This is a genomic window from Pseudoalteromonas sp. APC 3691 (assembly GCF_030408135.1).
In the GTDB taxonomy this organism is placed as follows: Bacteria; Pseudomonadota; Gammaproteobacteria; order Enterobacterales; family Alteromonadaceae; genus Pseudoalteromonas.
In genome coordinates this window covers 49,525-66,165 of the sequence record NZ_JASDCB010000017.1, presented here as the reverse complement: position 1 = coordinate 66,165, position 16,641 = coordinate 49,525, and the positions used below count along the sequence as shown (strand labels likewise).

Genomic DNA, 16,641 nt, shown 5'->3' with positions numbered 1-16,641 from the left:
TGTTATCTCCCAAAGCATGGAAGTTATTGTGGTTAAAGAGAATAAAAACACCATTGCCTGAAACTGCTCCAAATATGTCATGGGCGTATCAGGAACTGGCAAAGTTAGGAGGCTGGAAAGATACCAAGCGCACAGGGCGTGCATCTGTGAAAGTGTTATGGCAAGGATGGCTTAAGTTACAAGCCATCCTGGAAGGCTACGATTTAGCAAAATCTCTTGAGTCAGACTTGTGATCAAGAGACAGCTATTAGCGCCTTTTTTAGTTAGTCAAAAACTTACTTATAGTTTTCGTAAATTTTATCGAGCGGTTCTGATAAACCACTTTCTTGCACTATACGTACATGTTCACGTTTTAATTCGCGTGCACTAGTCACACCACAAGAATGGGCTATTAGCCCAGCTCCGTAATGAATGTATTTATTATAGTTAGCTACTCGTTGCGCTTTATCAGCTACATTTAAGCCGCGTTGCAAACGCTCGTTATGCGTAGTGATCCCGGTCGGACAGGTATCTTTATTACATTGCATTGCCTGAATACAGCCCAGTGCAAACATATGCCCTCGAGCCGATACAACAAAATCAGCACCGAGCGCTAACGCCCAAGCAACCTTTGAAGGAACAATTAATTTACCAGACGCGATTATTTTAATACGATCTCGCAGTCCATGTTTTTCAAGCATATTAACTACAAGCGGTAAACTTTCACGAAGTGGTAAACCCACTGAATCCATAAGCGGTTGTGGTGCTGCGCCCGTACCACCATCAGCACTATCTATGGTAATAAAGTCAGGTGCAGACTCTATACCACGATGGTTTATTTCAGCGAACAACGTTTCTAACCATCCGTAAGCACCAATTACCGCTTTAAAGCCTGTAGGTTTACCTGTCGCGTTACGCACAGTGGCAATCATATCGAGAATATCGGCTGGGTTTTTAATTTCAGGATGACCATTGGGGCTAATAGAATCTTGCCCTTCTGGTATGCCCCTAATTTTAGCTATTTCGGCGTTAACTTTGCGCCCTGGTAACATACCGCCTTTACCTGGTTTTGCACCTTGGCTCATTTTAAGTTCAAACATTTTTACTTGTTCGTGAGCCGCTATTTCTTTTAGTTTTTCGGTACTTAAATTTCCATGCTCATCTCGTGCACCATATTTAGCTGTACCAATCTGAAACACTAAATCGGCACCACCTTCTAAGTGATAAGGACTTAATCCCCCTTCACCGGTGTTCATCCAACAACCCGCTAGTTTTGCCCCTTTTGATAAGGCTCGTACAGCTGGCTTTGAAAGCGCACCAAAACTCATACCAGATACATTGAATAACGAGTTGGTTGTGTAAGGTGTTTTACAGTATGGACCCAAAGTAACATTACTCGGGTCGAGCGCTTCTTCGTCTAAAGTAGGAAATGCACAGTTCATAAACATAACCGTACCTGTTACTTCTAAGCTTTGCGTGGAGCCAAATGCAGCCGTACGGTCAACATCTTTTGCTGCACGATAAACCCAACTACGCTCAGCGCGGTTAAATGGCATTTCTTCTCTATCTTGAGCAAAAAAGTACTGTCTAAAAAACTCACCTTGGCGTTCAAAAAAATATCGAAAGCGACCAATAACAGGGTAATTACGTCTAATAGCATGCTTGGTTTGTGTTACATCTCGAATATAAAAAACGACAACGATTAAAACCAACAACCCTAAAACAACAATAAACATACTTGCAAATACATCAATACTAAACATTATAAAATTACTCACCCAAGGCCCCTTGATGACTGTTTTTAAAATAAAAAAGTGCTATACCACCAAAATGACATAACACTTTTATTTGTTCAAGGCTTTAACTGCCTTATATCTAATTCTGTTGTTTAGCTAACTCTGCTTTTATATATAAACGCACTTGTGTTTCAAGTACCGATAAAGGCACTGAACCATGGCGTAATATTTGATGATGAAATTCACGAATATCAAAGCTTTTTCCTAGCGCTTGCTCTGCTTCAATGCGTAAACGCTTAATAGTAAGCTCACCTATTTTGTACGAAAGCGCCTGTGCAGGCCATGTTATATAACGATCGGTTTCTGTTTTAACGTTATGCAACGAAAGCGCTGTATTTTCGCTCATAAAGTTCATGGCACGCTCTCTGCTCCAGCCATACATATGCATACCTGTATCAACAACTAAACGCGCTGCTCGCCACATTTCATACGTTAAACGACCAAAACGGCTATATGGGTCTTGATAAAAGCCTGCCTCTAAACCTAAATACTCAGAGTAAAGCCCCCAACCTTCGCCAAATGCCGAGAGGTAAGCATCACGGCGATAGCTCGGCAGATTTTCAAGCTCTGCATTAAGTGATATCTGTAAATGATGACCTGGCACGGCTTCGTGCAGCGTTAATGCTTCTAAAACATACAAAGGGCGCTTATCTAAAGCGTAAGTATTTACCCAATAATACCCTGCTTCATCATCTCGATTAGAGCCTGAATATCGACCGGTTGTGTATTTAGGTGCAATACTGGCCGGTACAGGTTCTACACCATAAGGTTTGCGCGGTAAGGTATGAAATAACTTAGGCAGTTGTGCATCCATTTTTTTTGCAATATAAGATGCTTCTTTTAAAAGTTGCTCTGGTGTTGTGGCGTAAAATTGTGGATCAGTGCGTAAAAAGTGGATAAATTCGGCAAACGTGCCTTTAAAACCTACTTCTGCTATTACGTTTTCCATTTCACTACGAATTCGCTCAACTTCTTTTAAGCCAAGTTCGTGAATCTCTTTAGGTGTCATGTCGGTGGTGGTGTAGTACTTAGCTCTATTTTTATAAAACGCTTCGCCATTAGGTGTTTCTGATATGCCAATACTTGTACGTGCACCAGGTCGATACTGCTGCGTAAAAAACGCTAAATAATCTTTATAAGATTTTATAACCTCTTCTTTTATAATATTTTTAGCTTTTTGTTGTAGTGCTTTAAATTCACTTTCACTTAAACCAGCTGTGTTAGTTAAAAATGGTTTATAAAATTCAGACGTAGTTACATCGTCAACAATGTAAGCATTAATTGAATCTTCATAACCTTCTAATACAGCTCTAGGTTGAGTAAGCCCTGTCTCAAGCCCTTTTTTCATCCAATACATGTTTTGCTCAAAAAAGCGTGGAACTTGCGCCAATCGTGCAAGATACACTTGGTAATCTTCCGGGTTTTTATATTTAGAGCTATTTATTATGTACGACAAACCAGAATGAAACCCATATTCAGAGGTGAGCGGCATATAGTGCGCATTAAATACATATTCATCGACACTGTTTTGTACTTGAGCTCGAATAATATCGAAGTTAATTTGATTTTCATCGCTTAGCTTTTCAATATTAATAGTGTCTAATTCAGCAAGTAATCGCGTTTTATTTTTATATTCTTGCGCTAAAAATTCAGGGGATAAATTTGGTAATAAATAACCTTCAACACCACCTACACTATCGTAAGGGTTAATGCTTTCTCTATAATCAACAATACTTTGCGCTACTTTAGTAAATTGTTGATCTGAATTTTGCATGGTCATTTGGCATGCACTTAATGAGCACAAAACCGTGATACCAAATAAAGATTGGCGAAGTGGCTTAATTAAAAAATGATTCATTATAATGTAACTTGATAATGCAATAGATTTCATAAAACTATCGTAGGGTAAATAAATAGCAAGTAAATGAGACAAACTGACGCGCTAAAAACCTTACAAGCAGTAAGTGTAATTAAAGTACTACTTACGTTAACAGAGCTAAAATCCAGTCTAATTGATGAGAAAAGCAGCGGTTGAGTCGTTAAAGTTAAATTTAAGTATCCTAACTCTCCTTTTTACTTTTAAATAGTTCGCATAACGATTACTGTAGTAAAAAATAATAAAAAGCTGGATGCATAACCGCCTCATGGAATGAGATATTTAAAATTTGCACTTATGCGTATTTAGTTGGTATTTAAAATGATGTTCCATGATTCCATGGCTATTGCTCAAGAAAAAATGACTAAAGTGTGTGTGTTTTTAGAGCGCTATGCACTTCCACCTACACCGCTCAATTATCACGTTATTTATATTTATACCAGCCAGGCTAATCATAAGCTAAATAAAGTTTTAGACCGCGCTATTGCGGTTGAAGATAATATTGACAGTATTTTTATTGAACAGCTACATGCTGAGTTTTTAAATACGGGTCACACAGCGCAAGTCAGCATGATTCAAAACGTTGATGGTGTTATAAATTCACTTTCTCAAAATTCTCAAGCCACTGAAAAGCAAATAATTCGCTTTGCGGATCAAGTGAGCGAATGCCTACATTCGCTAGATGAGAACAACATAGAGCAAAGCCGTCAAGCGCTTGAAGTACTTCATAATCAAACCGCCGAATTACTAAACCAACATAAGCAATTTAAGCAAGAACTAAGTAAAGCCAAACAACTACACGAAAAAACACAAAAGCAGCTAACTCAACTTCGTAAACAACATATTATTGATAGCCAAACAGGGCTTTATAAGCGTCATTATTTAACGCAACAAACGCAAGTGTGGACTAATCAAAAAAAATCTATTTGCGCAATAGCGATTCAAATAGACAACCTTGATCACTTTACTAAAAATTATGGTGATATTATTGGTGAAGTCATTTTGAGTAAGGTAGCTAAGCAAGTGCAAAAGTATGTTTTTCAAAGTGGCTTACCTGGTCGCACAGCTAAAGATCAATTTACTGTTTTGCTCGCCGACATCGACCCAGATACGGCCAATGTTATTGCCGAGAAAGTACGAAATGGGGTCGAAAAGCTACGCTTTGTTAGTTCAAAAACAGGTATCAAGCTACCAAGTATTGGCTTATCACTAGGAATTGCTCAGCATCAACAAGAAGATGATTTTGATCAGTTAGCAAAAAAAGCATCTCATGCTGCTTTTAAAGCACGTTCATTAGGTCAAAGTAGTTACACTGCAGGGCAATAAATTACCTGATAAATCATATTCAAATTGCACCTACTATGTACAATAAAGTACACTAACCTCTATTGTCACGATAGAGATTAATCATGAACGAAACCGAACAAAAGACCACGCATTTTGGTTATAAAACAGTAGCCGAGAACGATAAAGCTTCTATGGTTGCTGATGTATTTCACTCAGTAGCTGCAAAATACGATGTAATGAATGATTTAATGTCTTTTGGTGTGCATCGTTTATGGAAACGTCAAACTATTGCAAGCTCAGGTGTTCGTAAAGGCCATCATGTACTCGATTTAGCCGGTGGCACTGGCGACTTAACGGCAAAGTTTAGCCAATTAGTGGGCGAAACGGGTCAAGTTATTTTGGGTGATATAAACTCATCTATGCTTAAAGTTGGTCGTGAAAAACTGCATAATCTTGGATTAGTGGGCAATATCGACTACGTACAAATGAATGCAGAAATGCTACCGTTCCCAGATAATAGCTTTGATGTGATCACTATTGCCTTTGGCTTACGTAACGTTACCGATAAAGACAAAGCATTACGCTCTATGTACCGCATTTTAAAGCCAGGTGGTCGTTTACTTGTTTTAGAGTTTTCAAAACCAGAGCATGACGTACTTAGTAAAGCTTACGATTTTTACTCATTTAATTTATTGCCTACAATGGGTAAGCTAGTTGCTAACGACAGTGAATCGTATAAGTATTTAGCTGAATCTATTCGTATGCATCCAGATCAAGACACGCTAAAAGCGATGATGGAAGATGCAGGCTTTGAGCAAACAACATACCAAAACCTCACAGGCGGAATTGTTGCACTGCATCGTGGTTTTAAATATTAAGGCTAGCAGTTATGGCGCTTGAAAAAATAACCAAAAACAATAAAGGTGCAATGTCATCTGAGTTTTTTATGTTACCTAATTTTGTACTCTCGCTTATTGAGCGTGTACTAAATCAAGCGCTTAGCCTGGACCCACAATTATCTCAAAAGCTAAACGCCGTTAAACATAAGCGCTTAGTGGTTGAAATAAGAGATTGGCAACAAAGCATCCAACTCGTTTATAGTGCTGATCAATTACACTTATTCAGCGCTCAAAGCAATGAAAACGCAGATTGTATGATCAGCGCAGACATAGACACGCTTTTAGCGCTTAAAAACCCAGCTATGCTTACCCAGTTAATTCGCCAAGATAAGCTCGACTTAGAGGGTAATTTAAATATTGCGCAAACTTATAGTAATGCGTTTTCAGGCATTGATATTGATTGGCCTGAACAACTTTCTAAATACATTGGCGATACCCCCGCTCAGCAGTTATATCTGCACTTAAAAAAACTAAAACAAAAGAGCAGCAAAACCAACACTAAAATAAGTACAATGCTTACAAGTTTATGCCAAGACGAGCTCGCAATTACTATTCACCCATTAGAGCTTGAGCAATTTAAACAAAAAAATAGAGAACTCAAAGGCCAAGTCGCTGCTGTTGAGCAGCGTATAAATACCTTGTTAAACTCTTTTTCACCTTCAAACACCCGCTAAGGATTTTTTGTGTCGACTGCACGTTTGTATAACATCACCAAAACATTACTTAGCTATGGGTTAGACGAGCTAATTCCAAAACATAAGATCCCTTGGTTTGGTAAAGTAGCTCGTGGCAGTTTGTTTTGGCTGCGCAATCAGCACAAAGAAAAACCTGCGGGACTACGTTTACGTTTGGCACTACAAGAGCTTGGCCCTGTTTGGATTAAATTTGGCCAAATGCTCTCTACTCGTCGTGACTTACTCCCTCATGATATCGCTTTAGAGCTTGCGTTTTTACAAGATCAAGTTCAGCCATTTGAAGGCGAACTTGCACAAGAAATCATAGAAAAAGCGCTCGAAATTAACGATATAAGTGAATTGTTTAGTGAATTTTCACAAACTCCACTGGCCTCTGCATCCATAGCGCAAGTACATACAGCAAAGCTTATTGATGAACAAAGCATTGAGCAAGATGTAGTAATTAAGGTTATTAGACCCAATATTTACGAACAAATTAATGCCGACTTAGCGTTAATGGAAAAGCTCGCTAAGGTACTTGCAAAAGTCCATAACGAATCAAAACGTCTACGCCCCGTTGAAGTGGTTAAAGAATACAAAAAAACACTGCTTGATGAGCTCGATTTGATGCGCGAAGGTGCCAACGGGATTCAACTAAAACGCAATTTTGAAGGCTCTGATTCATTATATATCCCTGCAGTTTACAGTGATTACAGCCGAAGCAATGTGCTGGTAATGGAGCGTATTTACGGTATACCGGTGTCTGATACGGATGCATTACTGGCGCAAAACACTAATATGAAATTACTTGCTGAGCGCGGCGTAGAAGTGTTTTTTACGCAGGTGTTTAGAGACAGTTTTTTTCATGCCGACATGCACCCTGGTAATATATTCGTCTCTCGCGAGCATCCTGAAAATCCAATGTATATCGGTATTGATTGCGGTATAGTTGGTACGTTAAGCAAAGAAGATAAACGCTATTTAGCTGAAAACTTTATTGCCTTTTTTAATCGTGATTATCGCCAAGTTGCACAGCTACACGTAGATTCTGGTTGGGTGCCACCAGATACTAGCATTGAAGAATTTGAATTTGCAATTCGCACAGTTTGTGAGCCTATATTTAATAAACCTTTGGCTGAAATTTCATTTGGTCACGTGCTCGTAAATCTATTTAATACTGCACGTCGTTTTAACATGCAGGTACAACCGCAATTAGTATTGCTACAAAAAACCTTATTATACGTTGAAGGATTAGGGCGTCAGCTTTACCCGCAACTCGACTTATGGAAAACAGCCAAACCCTTTTTAGAAGATTGGGTGAAGCAGCAAGTTGGACCGCTATCAGTACTGAAGCAAATGTATGCTAACTTGCCATTTTGGGCTGAAAAAATGCCTGAACTACCTGATCTAATTTACCAAAATTTAAAGCGTGCACCACACGCTCATCAACCTCAAGAACAAAAGGTATCTCATAAACCTTTAATATTGAGTTTATTTGGTAGTGCTACAATGATTATGGCAACACTTTGTTATTTACAGCACGATTTAGTAGCTGCAAGCATTGCAATAGCCTTATCCGCTATTAGCTTTATTGCAGCATGGCGCAACGCATAAACTGAGTGCTATTTGCGCTATTGGGCGTATAATTAGTATTTAAAATATACATTTAACCATTTTATATATTGGAGAAAACCATGGGTTTTGGTGGTATTAGTATTTGGCAATTATTAATTGTTTTAGCGATCATAGTTTTACTTTTCGGCACAAAAAAACTACGCGGTATGGGTGGTGATATTGGAGGCGCTGTTAAAGGCTTCAAAAAAGCAATGTCGGACGACACAGCGAGTGAGCAAGAAAAATCAGAGCAAATTCAACAATCAGAAAAAAGCACCGTTGACGACTCAACCAATACTGAAAAAAACAAAGATAGCAATAAGGTTTAATTAGTATGGGGATGTGGGAACTTGTTGTTGTTTTTATTGTTGGCTTAGTGGTGCTCGGCCCTGAGCGCTTACCTGTTGCTATTAGAACAGTGAGTAAATGGGTTAAAACCGCTAAATCACTTGCCAATTCGGTAAAAGCCGAAGTAAGTGAAGAACTGCGTATTCATGAACTTCACGAAAACCTTAAAAAAGCAGAACAACAAGAACTAAAAGACTTAAGCCCTGAGCTACAAAGTTCATTAACGGAGCTACAAAAAGCGGCTGAGTCAGTTACTCACAGCTACAAAAAAACACAACCTGATACATCAAATAACCAACAACTTGATGAAAAAAAGTGAAATTTATCTCTCACTTTGTGGTCAACTCACTACATGGTATAAAAAATAATGGCTGAGGAAGTAAAATCGGGGTTTGTATCTCATTTAATTGAGTTACGTGATCGACTGATAAAAGCGCTATTGAGCATTTTATTATTTTTTATCGCGCTGTTTTATTTTAAAGATAATATTTACGAACTTATAGCTGCACCATTAGTGGTTCATTTACCTAATGGCGCGACCATGATAGCTATAAATGTGAGTGACCCTTTTATAGTCCCTATGATGCTTACTTTTTTTGTTGCGGCTTTATTATCTACTCCATGGATACTTCATCAAATTTGGGGGTTTATAGCTCCTGGCTTGTACCAAAATGAAAAAAAAATGCTAATACCTATACTAATCTCAAGCGTTGTCTTGTTTTATGGGGGTATCGCTTTTTGCTACTTTGCAGTACTACCAATTATATTAGGTTTTTTTACAAGTACAGGTCCCGAAATGATGACTCTAGCACCCGATATCGCTAGCTATCTAGGATTTGTATTAAAACTATTTTTTGCATTCGGTGTCGCTTTCGAAATTCCAGTGGCAATAATGCTGCTATGCTGGAGTGGCGCAACAACAACAAAAAGCTTGAAAGAAAAACGCCCTTATATTGTCGTGGGTGTTTTTGTAGTAGCGATGTTTTTGACACCGCCCGACGTGTTATCACAAACATTATTAGCATTTCCGATGCTACTTTTGTTTGAATTAGGTCTAATTTTAGCAAAGTTTTATACCGCTAAACCACAAAAAGAATCTGAGGAATAAAATGAAAAAACAACTACTCTCACTATTGGTTTTATTAAGCGCACCGACTTTTGCTGCGCAAACAGAGTTTAATACTCAAGCGTTACAGGCATGTAGCTTTATTGAAAACGATTTTAACCGCTTACTTTGTTACGACAATACCATTGCAGGTAAATCACTGGTTAAGCCATCAGTAACAAAAATGCTCACACCACCAACGACTAACAATGTACCTCAAACAGCAGCTACAACACCAGTGCAAGCAATTGAAAAAACTGACGATTTTGGTTTAGAACATAAAAAAGAAGAACAAGTAGAAAAAGAAATTGAAATCAAAGCTATGGTTACTTCAGTTGATGAGGCTGCTTATGGTGAATTAATTATTTCGCTAGATAACGGTCAACAATGGCGTCAAATTGGCTCTGACAGCATGCGCTTAAAAGAAGACGATACAATTGTAATTAGCCGCGGTGCATTCAGCTCTTTCCTATTGAAGAAAGACGGTAAAAACCGCTCTATTCGCGTTAAACGTACTAAATAATGTCATATACGTTAGTTGATGCTGGAGTTAACTTAACTAATCATCAATTTGATGACCAGCATCATGATGTAATTACCCGCGCAAGCGAAGCGGGTGTTACAGACATGCTTATTATAGGCTGCGATATTGAAAGCAGTCAGCAATCACTTGAACTTGCGATAAAACACCTTCAATACTCTACGGCGGGTGTCCACCCGCATGATGCAAAATCAGCGACTAGTGAACTCGAAGCACAACTAGCCGCCCTTGCAAATAATAAGCAAGTTATTGCCATTGGTGAGTGCGGCCTTGATTATAACCGTGACTTTTCACCTCGCGATGTACAACGTGATGTTTTTAGACGCCAGTTAGTACTTGCTCAAAAGTTAGATTTACCTGTTTACTTACATGAACGTGATGCAAGTAACGACATGCTAAGTATTCTAAAAGAATTTAATATTCGCGGTGTACTTCACTGCTTTACAGGTAATTCACCAGCTCTAAAACACTATTTAGATTTAGGTCTTTATATTGGTATAACGGGTTGGGTATGTGATGAAAGACGTGGTAAAGAGCTACAACAGCTAGTGCCTAGTATTCCTCTAGATCGATTATTAATAGAAACTGATGCTCCATTTTTAATTCCACGAACAGTTAAGCCAAAACCTAAATCACGTAAAAATGAACCTGCACTGCTTCCTTATATCTGTCAAACGGTTGCACAACTTTATCAAATAGATGAAGAAGTTGTGGCCCGTAAAACTACAGAAAACTTTCACCGTGTTTTTGGTTTAGAAGATTGTTAATGGCCTATACAAAGGCATTTTTAAGCCTATTAGTATTCCTTTGCACTTTTTGCTCTTTCGCAAACCCGGTAATAATAAAACACGATTTCAACTCCCAAAACATCAATAACCTGTATTACTCTTTTGAACCGACTTCGCTATTAGATGCACAACAAAGTAGCCATATACAGTGGCAAAAAAACACAGACAAACCTCTTAACCTAGGTCTTGAGCAGCGTTCTGTATGGATGAAATTTAAAATAAAAAACACGCTTAGTTATAATACCGAACAACTGTTGTCACTAAACAACCCTCTGCTAAACGACGTTCAAGTATATCAGTTACATAACTCGCAATTAATTTCTCACACCCAAATTAGCGATGCATACCCCCTTGATAAACGTGCGATTAAGAGTGAATCTTTATTAGTTAAACTAATTAGCCCTGCAAATAGCGAAACGATTATTATTATGAGAGTGACGAATAGCTCAGGCTTGCGAGTCCCTTTAACACTGTGGCAACCAGAAGCTTATTTAGCACATAAAAGTAAACTTAATCTACTCTATGGCTTATTGATTGGTTTTATATTTTCCTTAGGTGTGAGCTGCTTAGTTTTATATGGTTTTTCACGTAAACATTATTTTGTGTATGCTGGTGTTATAGCTCTCATATTAGGCAGTGTATTAGCCTATTTTTGTGGTTTTGGTCTTAGGTATATACATCCTAATTTACCCGCGTTACAGCAAGTTATGCTCCCTATATTACTCATGTTTATTACTTTAATGTTTTTGCCTTTGCAAAAGCAAATTTGCCATCCACAGCCATCATTTTTACTGACCGTTCAAAAAGTGGTAGTTAACGCTTTAGCCATTTCGTTATTATTTATTTGGTTACTCCCAAGCCACATAGTTACATTATTTTGTTTAATCGCGACCCAAATCGCTTTAGTCTTATATATAACAACTACATTTATGTGCATACGTATAACTCCTTCTAAACCGAATAAAGCACTATTGCTCGTATTGGTTTTTTTCTTGGTTGTGATGCTTTATTTTACTATTGCTGTAATGGGACTATACGCATTTAGCAGGAGTACACTCGCATTTGTGTTTACATGCTTTTTTAGTTGCACATTTTGTCTATGTTACAGCGTTATGAAATTATTTATTTTACAGCGTGATGAAGAAGTAATTGCTCAACAAACCTTGATTGCTGAAAATATAGCCCAAGATAATCTACTCAAAGAGCGTTTACAGTTACAAGAAAAAGCACGCCAAGAGCTAGAATCACAAGTAGACGAACGCACCTTTGAATTGCAAGTTACGCTCAGAGAGCTTGAAGAGAAAAACCAGTCCCTTGAGCTACTTAATACCGAAGATGCTTTAACCGGAATAAAAAACAGACGCTTTTTTGATAAAAAACTCGTAATGGAGCTTCGCCGCTCTCGTCGAGAACAAACACCGCTTAGCATTGTTATGTTAGATATAGACCGATTTAAAGCCATTAACGATACGTACGGGCATATCATTGGCGACCAAGTTATTAAAGCGGTATCTGACCTTATAAAAGATCATTTAAAGCGCCCACTAGATGAAGTTGCCCGTTACGGCGGTGAAGAATTTGTGGTGTTATTACCTAATACCCCCAATGAAGGTGCACAAGATATAGCAGAAAAAATACGAGCTGCTATCTCAGCAAGCACTGTAACGGTTGCCAATAGCGATATCCAATTTACAATTAGCGCAGGTATATACACCTGTATTGCTGATGACGTTAGCAATCCTCAAATATTTACTGAGTGCGCCGACAAAGCGCTTTATTACGCAAAGCAACATGGCCGTAATCAAGTAATCACTTTTCCATTACCACAGTAGGAGCATATTAATATGGCCCAATCAGGATTAGACCTTTTTCCGTATACTCGCATGCGCAGAATGCGCCGCAGCGATTTTTCTCGCCGCTTAATGGCAGAAAACCAACTTAGCGTAAGCGATTTAATTTACCCTGTATTTGTACTAGAAGGTAAAAATCGTCGCGAAGCAATTGAATCAATGCCTGGTATTGAACGTCTATCGATAGATTTACTATTACTTGAGGCAAAAGAACTTGTTGAACTTGGCGTACCTGCTGTTGCTATTTTTCCGGTAACGCCTGCGGATAAAAAATCATTATTTGCCGAAGAAGCATATAACGATGATGGCTTAGCGCAACGTACCGTTAGAGCTTTAAAAGAAGCCTTTCCTGAGTTAGGTGTAATTACTGACGTAGCACTTGATCCATTTACTACGCATGGGCAAGACGGCATCATTGATGATTCAGGCTATGTTATTAACGATGTCACTACAGAGATTTTAGTTAAACAAGCACTCTCTCATGCACAGGCAGGTGCCGACATTGTTGCCCCTTCTGATATGATGGATGGTCGTATTGCTGCAATTCGTGAAGCACTTGAAGCAGATGGCTTTGTTCATACTCGTATTATGGCCTACTCTGCTAAATATGCGTCTAGCTACTATGGACCTTTTAGAGATGCTGTAGGCTCTGCTGGTAACTTAAAAGGCGCCGATAAAAAAACCTATCAAATGGATCCAGCTAACTCTGATGAAGCAATACGTGAAGTCGCATTAGACTTACAAGAGGGTGCTGATATGGTCATGGTTAAGCCTGGCATGCCTTATCTAGATATTGTACGCCGTGTAAAAGACGAATTTGGTGTACCTACTTTTGCTTATCAGGTAAGCGGTGAGTATGCAATGCACAAGGCGGCAATTGATAATGGTTGGTTAAGTGAGGAAGCGACTATAATGGAGTCTTTACTTGCATTTAAGCGTGCTGGGGCTGATGGAATTTTAACCTACTTTGCAAAGCAAGCCGCACAATACCTCGCTAAAAAGTAAATTTTATAACAAGGCGGTCAAACCGCCTTTTTACATGCATTTACACTTTTGTATTATTTTAGTCACATTTATTCTCTAAACTAGTGTCCCATTCTGGGATTTAATACACGGGGATAATAAAAATGTTTAAAACAAAAATAACACCACTCGCACTTGTTATAGCAAGTCTTAGCGCACCAGCATCCGCTGATCTAATCATTTCTGAATATGTTGAAGGAAGCAGTAATAATAAAGCGATTGAACTTTATAATAACTCCTCGTCGGAACTAACCCTTGATCAATACTCATTAAATTTATATGCAAATGGCAAAACTACAATTCAATCAACTCTTGATTTGTCTGGTACTTTAGCAGCTAACAGTACCTTTGTTATTGTTAATTCAAGTTCAAATGATGCACTAAAAGAAAAAGCCGATTTAGAACATAGTGTTGCTAACTTTAACGGTGATGATGCGTTAGTCCTAATGCAAGGTAGTTCCGTAGTAGATAGCTTTGGACAGCGCGGTGTAGATCCCGGTTCTTTTTGGTCTGAAGGCGTAGTACAAACACAAGATAAAACACTTCGTCGTAAAGACAGCATTACCGTAGGGAGAACAACACCAGATGCAGTATTTAACCCAAGCGAAGAATGGGTGCAATTTGAAAAAGATGATTTTGATGGATTAGGTTCGCACGCAGGTAATGGTGGAACAACACCTGAACCAGATCCTGAGCCAGAACCACTTGTTCCACTTGTTTGTGGCGCAGAGAAAGTACTAATTAACGCTATACAAGGCGATAGTTCTGGAAGCCCGCTTGTCGATACTTTAGTAGAGTTTGAAGGTATTGTAACCGCAGACTTCCAAGATGATGATCAATTAAAAGGCTTTTTTGTTAGCTCACTTGCTGCTGACATAGATGCAAATCCACTCACCTCTGAAGGTGTATTTGTTTATTTTGCAGATATTGACGTAAACGTAGGCGACCATGTACGTGTACAAGGTACTGTAGAAGAATATTTTGATGCAACACAGATCGGCAGTGTTAGCCAAGTTACCGTATGTGGCACTGGTTTAGCTGCAGCAGCTACAAAAATCACTTTACCTTTAGCTGATACAACTGATTTAGAAGCTTTTGAAGGTATGTTAGTTACATTAGAGCAACCATTAGTAGTGACTAATAACTTTGGCCTTGGTCGATATGGTGAAGTTGAATTAGCAACAGAACGCTTATATCAAGGTACTCAGGTTGCATTACCTGGAGATGCAGCTAATGCAGTTGAAACAGAAAATCTACTTAAAAAGATTTTACTAGATGATGGCTCTACAGTACAAAACTTAGACCCTACAGCCTACCCAACTCCAGGCTTATCAGCAGAAAATACATTACGCACTGGCGATACAGTTAATACGGTTACGGGGGCACTTGCTTATAGCTTTAGCCTTTACAGAATCCACCCAACTGTAGCACCTTCGTTTATTGCAACAAATGCACGTGAAAATGCGCCTGAACTTAATGCTGAAGCAGATTTACGTGTAGCTAGCTTTAACGTACTTAATTACTTTAGTGGTGATGGCCAAGGCGGAGGGTTCCCTACAGCCCGAGGTGCAGATTCAGAAGCTGAATTTACTCGCCAAGAAGCTAAAATTGTAAGTGCCATTAGCGCTATCCAGGCCGATGTTGTTGGTTTAATGGAAATTGAAAATGATGGTTTTGGCGAATTTAGTGCAATTGCAAGCTTAGTAGATGCATTAAATGACGCTGATAGTGCTAACAACTATGCATTTGTTGATTTTAAGGTAGATCAAATTGGTACCGATGCAATTACTACCGCACTTATCTATCGTGCTAACAAAGTAGAAGAAGTAGGTGCTGCTGCTATTACGACTGAGGCTCCATTTGATTTTAGTAACCGTGCTCCAATTGCACAAAGCTTTAAATCATTAGAAACTGATGAAGTATTTACTGTTGCTGTGTCACACCTTAAATCTAAAAGCTGTGGTAGTGCTTCTGGAAACAATGCAGATTCAGGTGATGGACAAGGCTGTTGGAATGAAATACGCACAGAAGGTGCTAATGCATTCGCAGATTGGCTTGATAGCAAACCAACTGGTGTTGACGATGAGGATACTATTTTAGTCGGCGATATGAATGCTTACGCAATGGAAGATCCAATACGTGCATTTGCAGACAAAGGATATAAAAATGTAGTTGCAAAACTTGATGGCAATACACTTGGTTACTCTTATAGCTTCTCTGGTCGTGCAGGTAGCCTTGACCATGCTGTAGCAAGTGCATCGTTACTTAGCAAAGTAGTATCAGCTAAAGATTGGCATATCAATGCTGATGAACCAATTTCGCTTGATTACAACGTTGAATTTAAAAGTGATGCTCAACAATCTAGCCTGTATTCTGAAAGTGCATACCGCGCATCAGATCACGATCCTGTAATTATTGATATTAAATCTGAGGTAATTTTAACTCCTGAGGAACAAACACCAATAATTGCTGCTGACCAAGTTTTTGCAATTGATGAAAATAGCGCAATTGACACAATTATCGGCGCACTTGAATTCAGTGATCCGAATGCGGATGTATCGCCAGTGGTTGAATTTATAGTGTCGGGTAGTGAGATAATTACAGTTAATGAACAAGGTCAACTTATTGTAACCGGTGAACTTGATTTTGACACTGAAGGTACAATTGCACTATCAGTGCAAGCGAAAGATAGCGTAGACAACGTATCTGAATCGGTAACGGTTACAATTAACGTCACTGAAGCGAGCTCTGATGATGACGATTCAGGTTCATTATTATGGTTATCACTTCTTTTAGCACCACTATCAATAGTGCGTCGATTTAAAAAGAAATAATTAAGTAAAATCTAAACATATAAAAAG

14 protein-coding genes and 1 pseudogene are annotated in these 16,641 nt (G+C 38.7%); 13 read left to right on the top strand and 2 right to left on the bottom strand.

The annotated features are described in order from the left end of the window. Positions 1-233, top strand: a pseudogene (locus tag QL998_RS07900) (IS4 family transposase); the annotation flags it as partial. 42 nt (positions 234-275) lie between these two features. On the opposite strand, the gene QL998_RS07895 reads toward QL998_RS07900, so the two are convergent. Together QL998_RS07895 and QL998_RS07890 are read right to left on the bottom strand one after the other, a co-directional pair. Continuing rightward, the gene (locus QL998_RS07895; RefSeq protein ID WP_007579865.1) at positions 276-1,742 is read right to left on the bottom strand and encodes an FMN-binding glutamate synthase family protein; all 1,467 of its coding nucleotides are present in this window, start codon (positions 1,740-1,742) and stop codon (positions 276-278) included. Positions 1,743-1,854: 112 nt separating this feature from the next. Beyond that, entirely contained in the window at positions 1,855-3,633 is a 1,779-nt protein-coding gene (locus QL998_RS07890) for a DUF885 domain-containing protein (RefSeq protein ID WP_182197646.1), read from the bottom strand. Positions 3,634-3,990: 357 nt separating this feature from the next. Between QL998_RS07890 and QL998_RS07885 the strand changes: the two genes are divergently transcribed. From QL998_RS07885 to QL998_RS07830, 12 genes are all read left to right on the top strand, one after another. Beyond that, on the top strand, positions 3,991-4,977 hold the full coding sequence (locus tag QL998_RS07885; protein ID WP_290192489.1) for a GGDEF domain-containing protein: 987 nt from the start codon (positions 3,991-3,993) through the stop codon (positions 4,975-4,977). Between the two features lie 83 nt (positions 4,978-5,060). After that, positions 5,061-5,816: a bifunctional demethylmenaquinone methyltransferase/2-methoxy-6-polyprenyl-1,4-benzoquinol methylase UbiE gene (gene ubiE, locus QL998_RS07880; protein WP_182197643.1), complete on the top strand. Its 756-nt coding sequence runs from the start codon at positions 5,061-5,063 to the stop codon at positions 5,814-5,816. Between the two features lie 11 nt (positions 5,817-5,827). Then, positions 5,828-6,511 carry an SCP2 sterol-binding domain-containing protein gene (locus tag QL998_RS07875; protein WP_290192488.1) on the top strand — a complete coding sequence of 228 codons (684 nt, stop codon included), beginning with the start codon at positions 5,828-5,830 and terminating at the stop codon, positions 6,509-6,511. A gap of 9 nt (positions 6,512-6,520) precedes the next feature. After that, positions 6,521-8,125, top strand: a complete 1,605-nt coding sequence (ubiB, locus tag QL998_RS07870; RefSeq protein WP_182197639.1) for a ubiquinone biosynthesis regulatory protein kinase UbiB — start codon at positions 6,521-6,523, stop codon at positions 8,123-8,125. Positions 8,126-8,205: 80 nt separating this feature from the next. After that, positions 8,206-8,454, top strand: a complete 249-nt coding sequence (gene tatA, locus QL998_RS07865; protein ID WP_007579853.1) for a Sec-independent protein translocase subunit TatA — start codon at positions 8,206-8,208, stop codon at positions 8,452-8,454. 5 nt (positions 8,455-8,459) lie between these two features. Continuing rightward, positions 8,460-8,792, top strand: a complete 333-nt coding sequence (gene tatB / locus QL998_RS07860) for a Sec-independent protein translocase protein TatB (protein WP_010554869.1) — start codon at positions 8,460-8,462, stop codon at positions 8,790-8,792. Between the two features lie 48 nt (positions 8,793-8,840). After that, positions 8,841-9,581 (top strand): twin-arginine translocase subunit TatC, encoded by a 741-nt coding sequence (gene tatC / locus QL998_RS07855; protein ID WP_010554868.1) that lies wholly within the window; start codon positions 8,841-8,843, stop codon positions 9,579-9,581. A 1-nt stretch (position 9,582) separates the two neighbouring features. Beyond that, on the top strand, positions 9,583-10,101 hold the full coding sequence (locus QL998_RS07850; protein WP_182197638.1) for a hypothetical protein: 519 nt from the start codon (positions 9,583-9,585) through the stop codon (positions 10,099-10,101). Continuing rightward, positions 10,101-10,886, top strand: a complete 786-nt coding sequence (locus QL998_RS07845) for a TatD family hydrolase (protein WP_290192487.1) — start codon at positions 10,101-10,103, stop codon at positions 10,884-10,886. The genes QL998_RS07850 and QL998_RS07845 overlap by 1 nt, the downstream gene beginning before the upstream one ends. Continuing rightward, a complete protein-coding gene (locus tag QL998_RS07840; protein WP_290192486.1) occupies positions 10,886-12,739 on the top strand; it encodes a diguanylate cyclase in 1,854 nt (617 codons plus the stop codon). Before QL998_RS07845 ends, QL998_RS07840 begins: the two co-directional genes overlap by 1 nt. A 12-nt stretch (positions 12,740-12,751) precedes the next feature. Beyond that, complete coding sequence (gene hemB, locus QL998_RS07835; RefSeq protein WP_010554864.1) at positions 12,752-13,762, top strand: porphobilinogen synthase; 1,011 nt, start codon at positions 12,752-12,754, stop codon at positions 13,760-13,762. A gap of 122 nt (positions 13,763-13,884) precedes the next feature. Further along, positions 13,885-16,614, top strand: a complete 2,730-nt coding sequence (locus QL998_RS07830; RefSeq protein ID WP_290192485.1) for an ExeM/NucH family extracellular endonuclease — start codon at positions 13,885-13,887, stop codon at positions 16,612-16,614. The last annotated feature ends 27 nt before the right edge of the window (positions 16,615-16,641 follow it).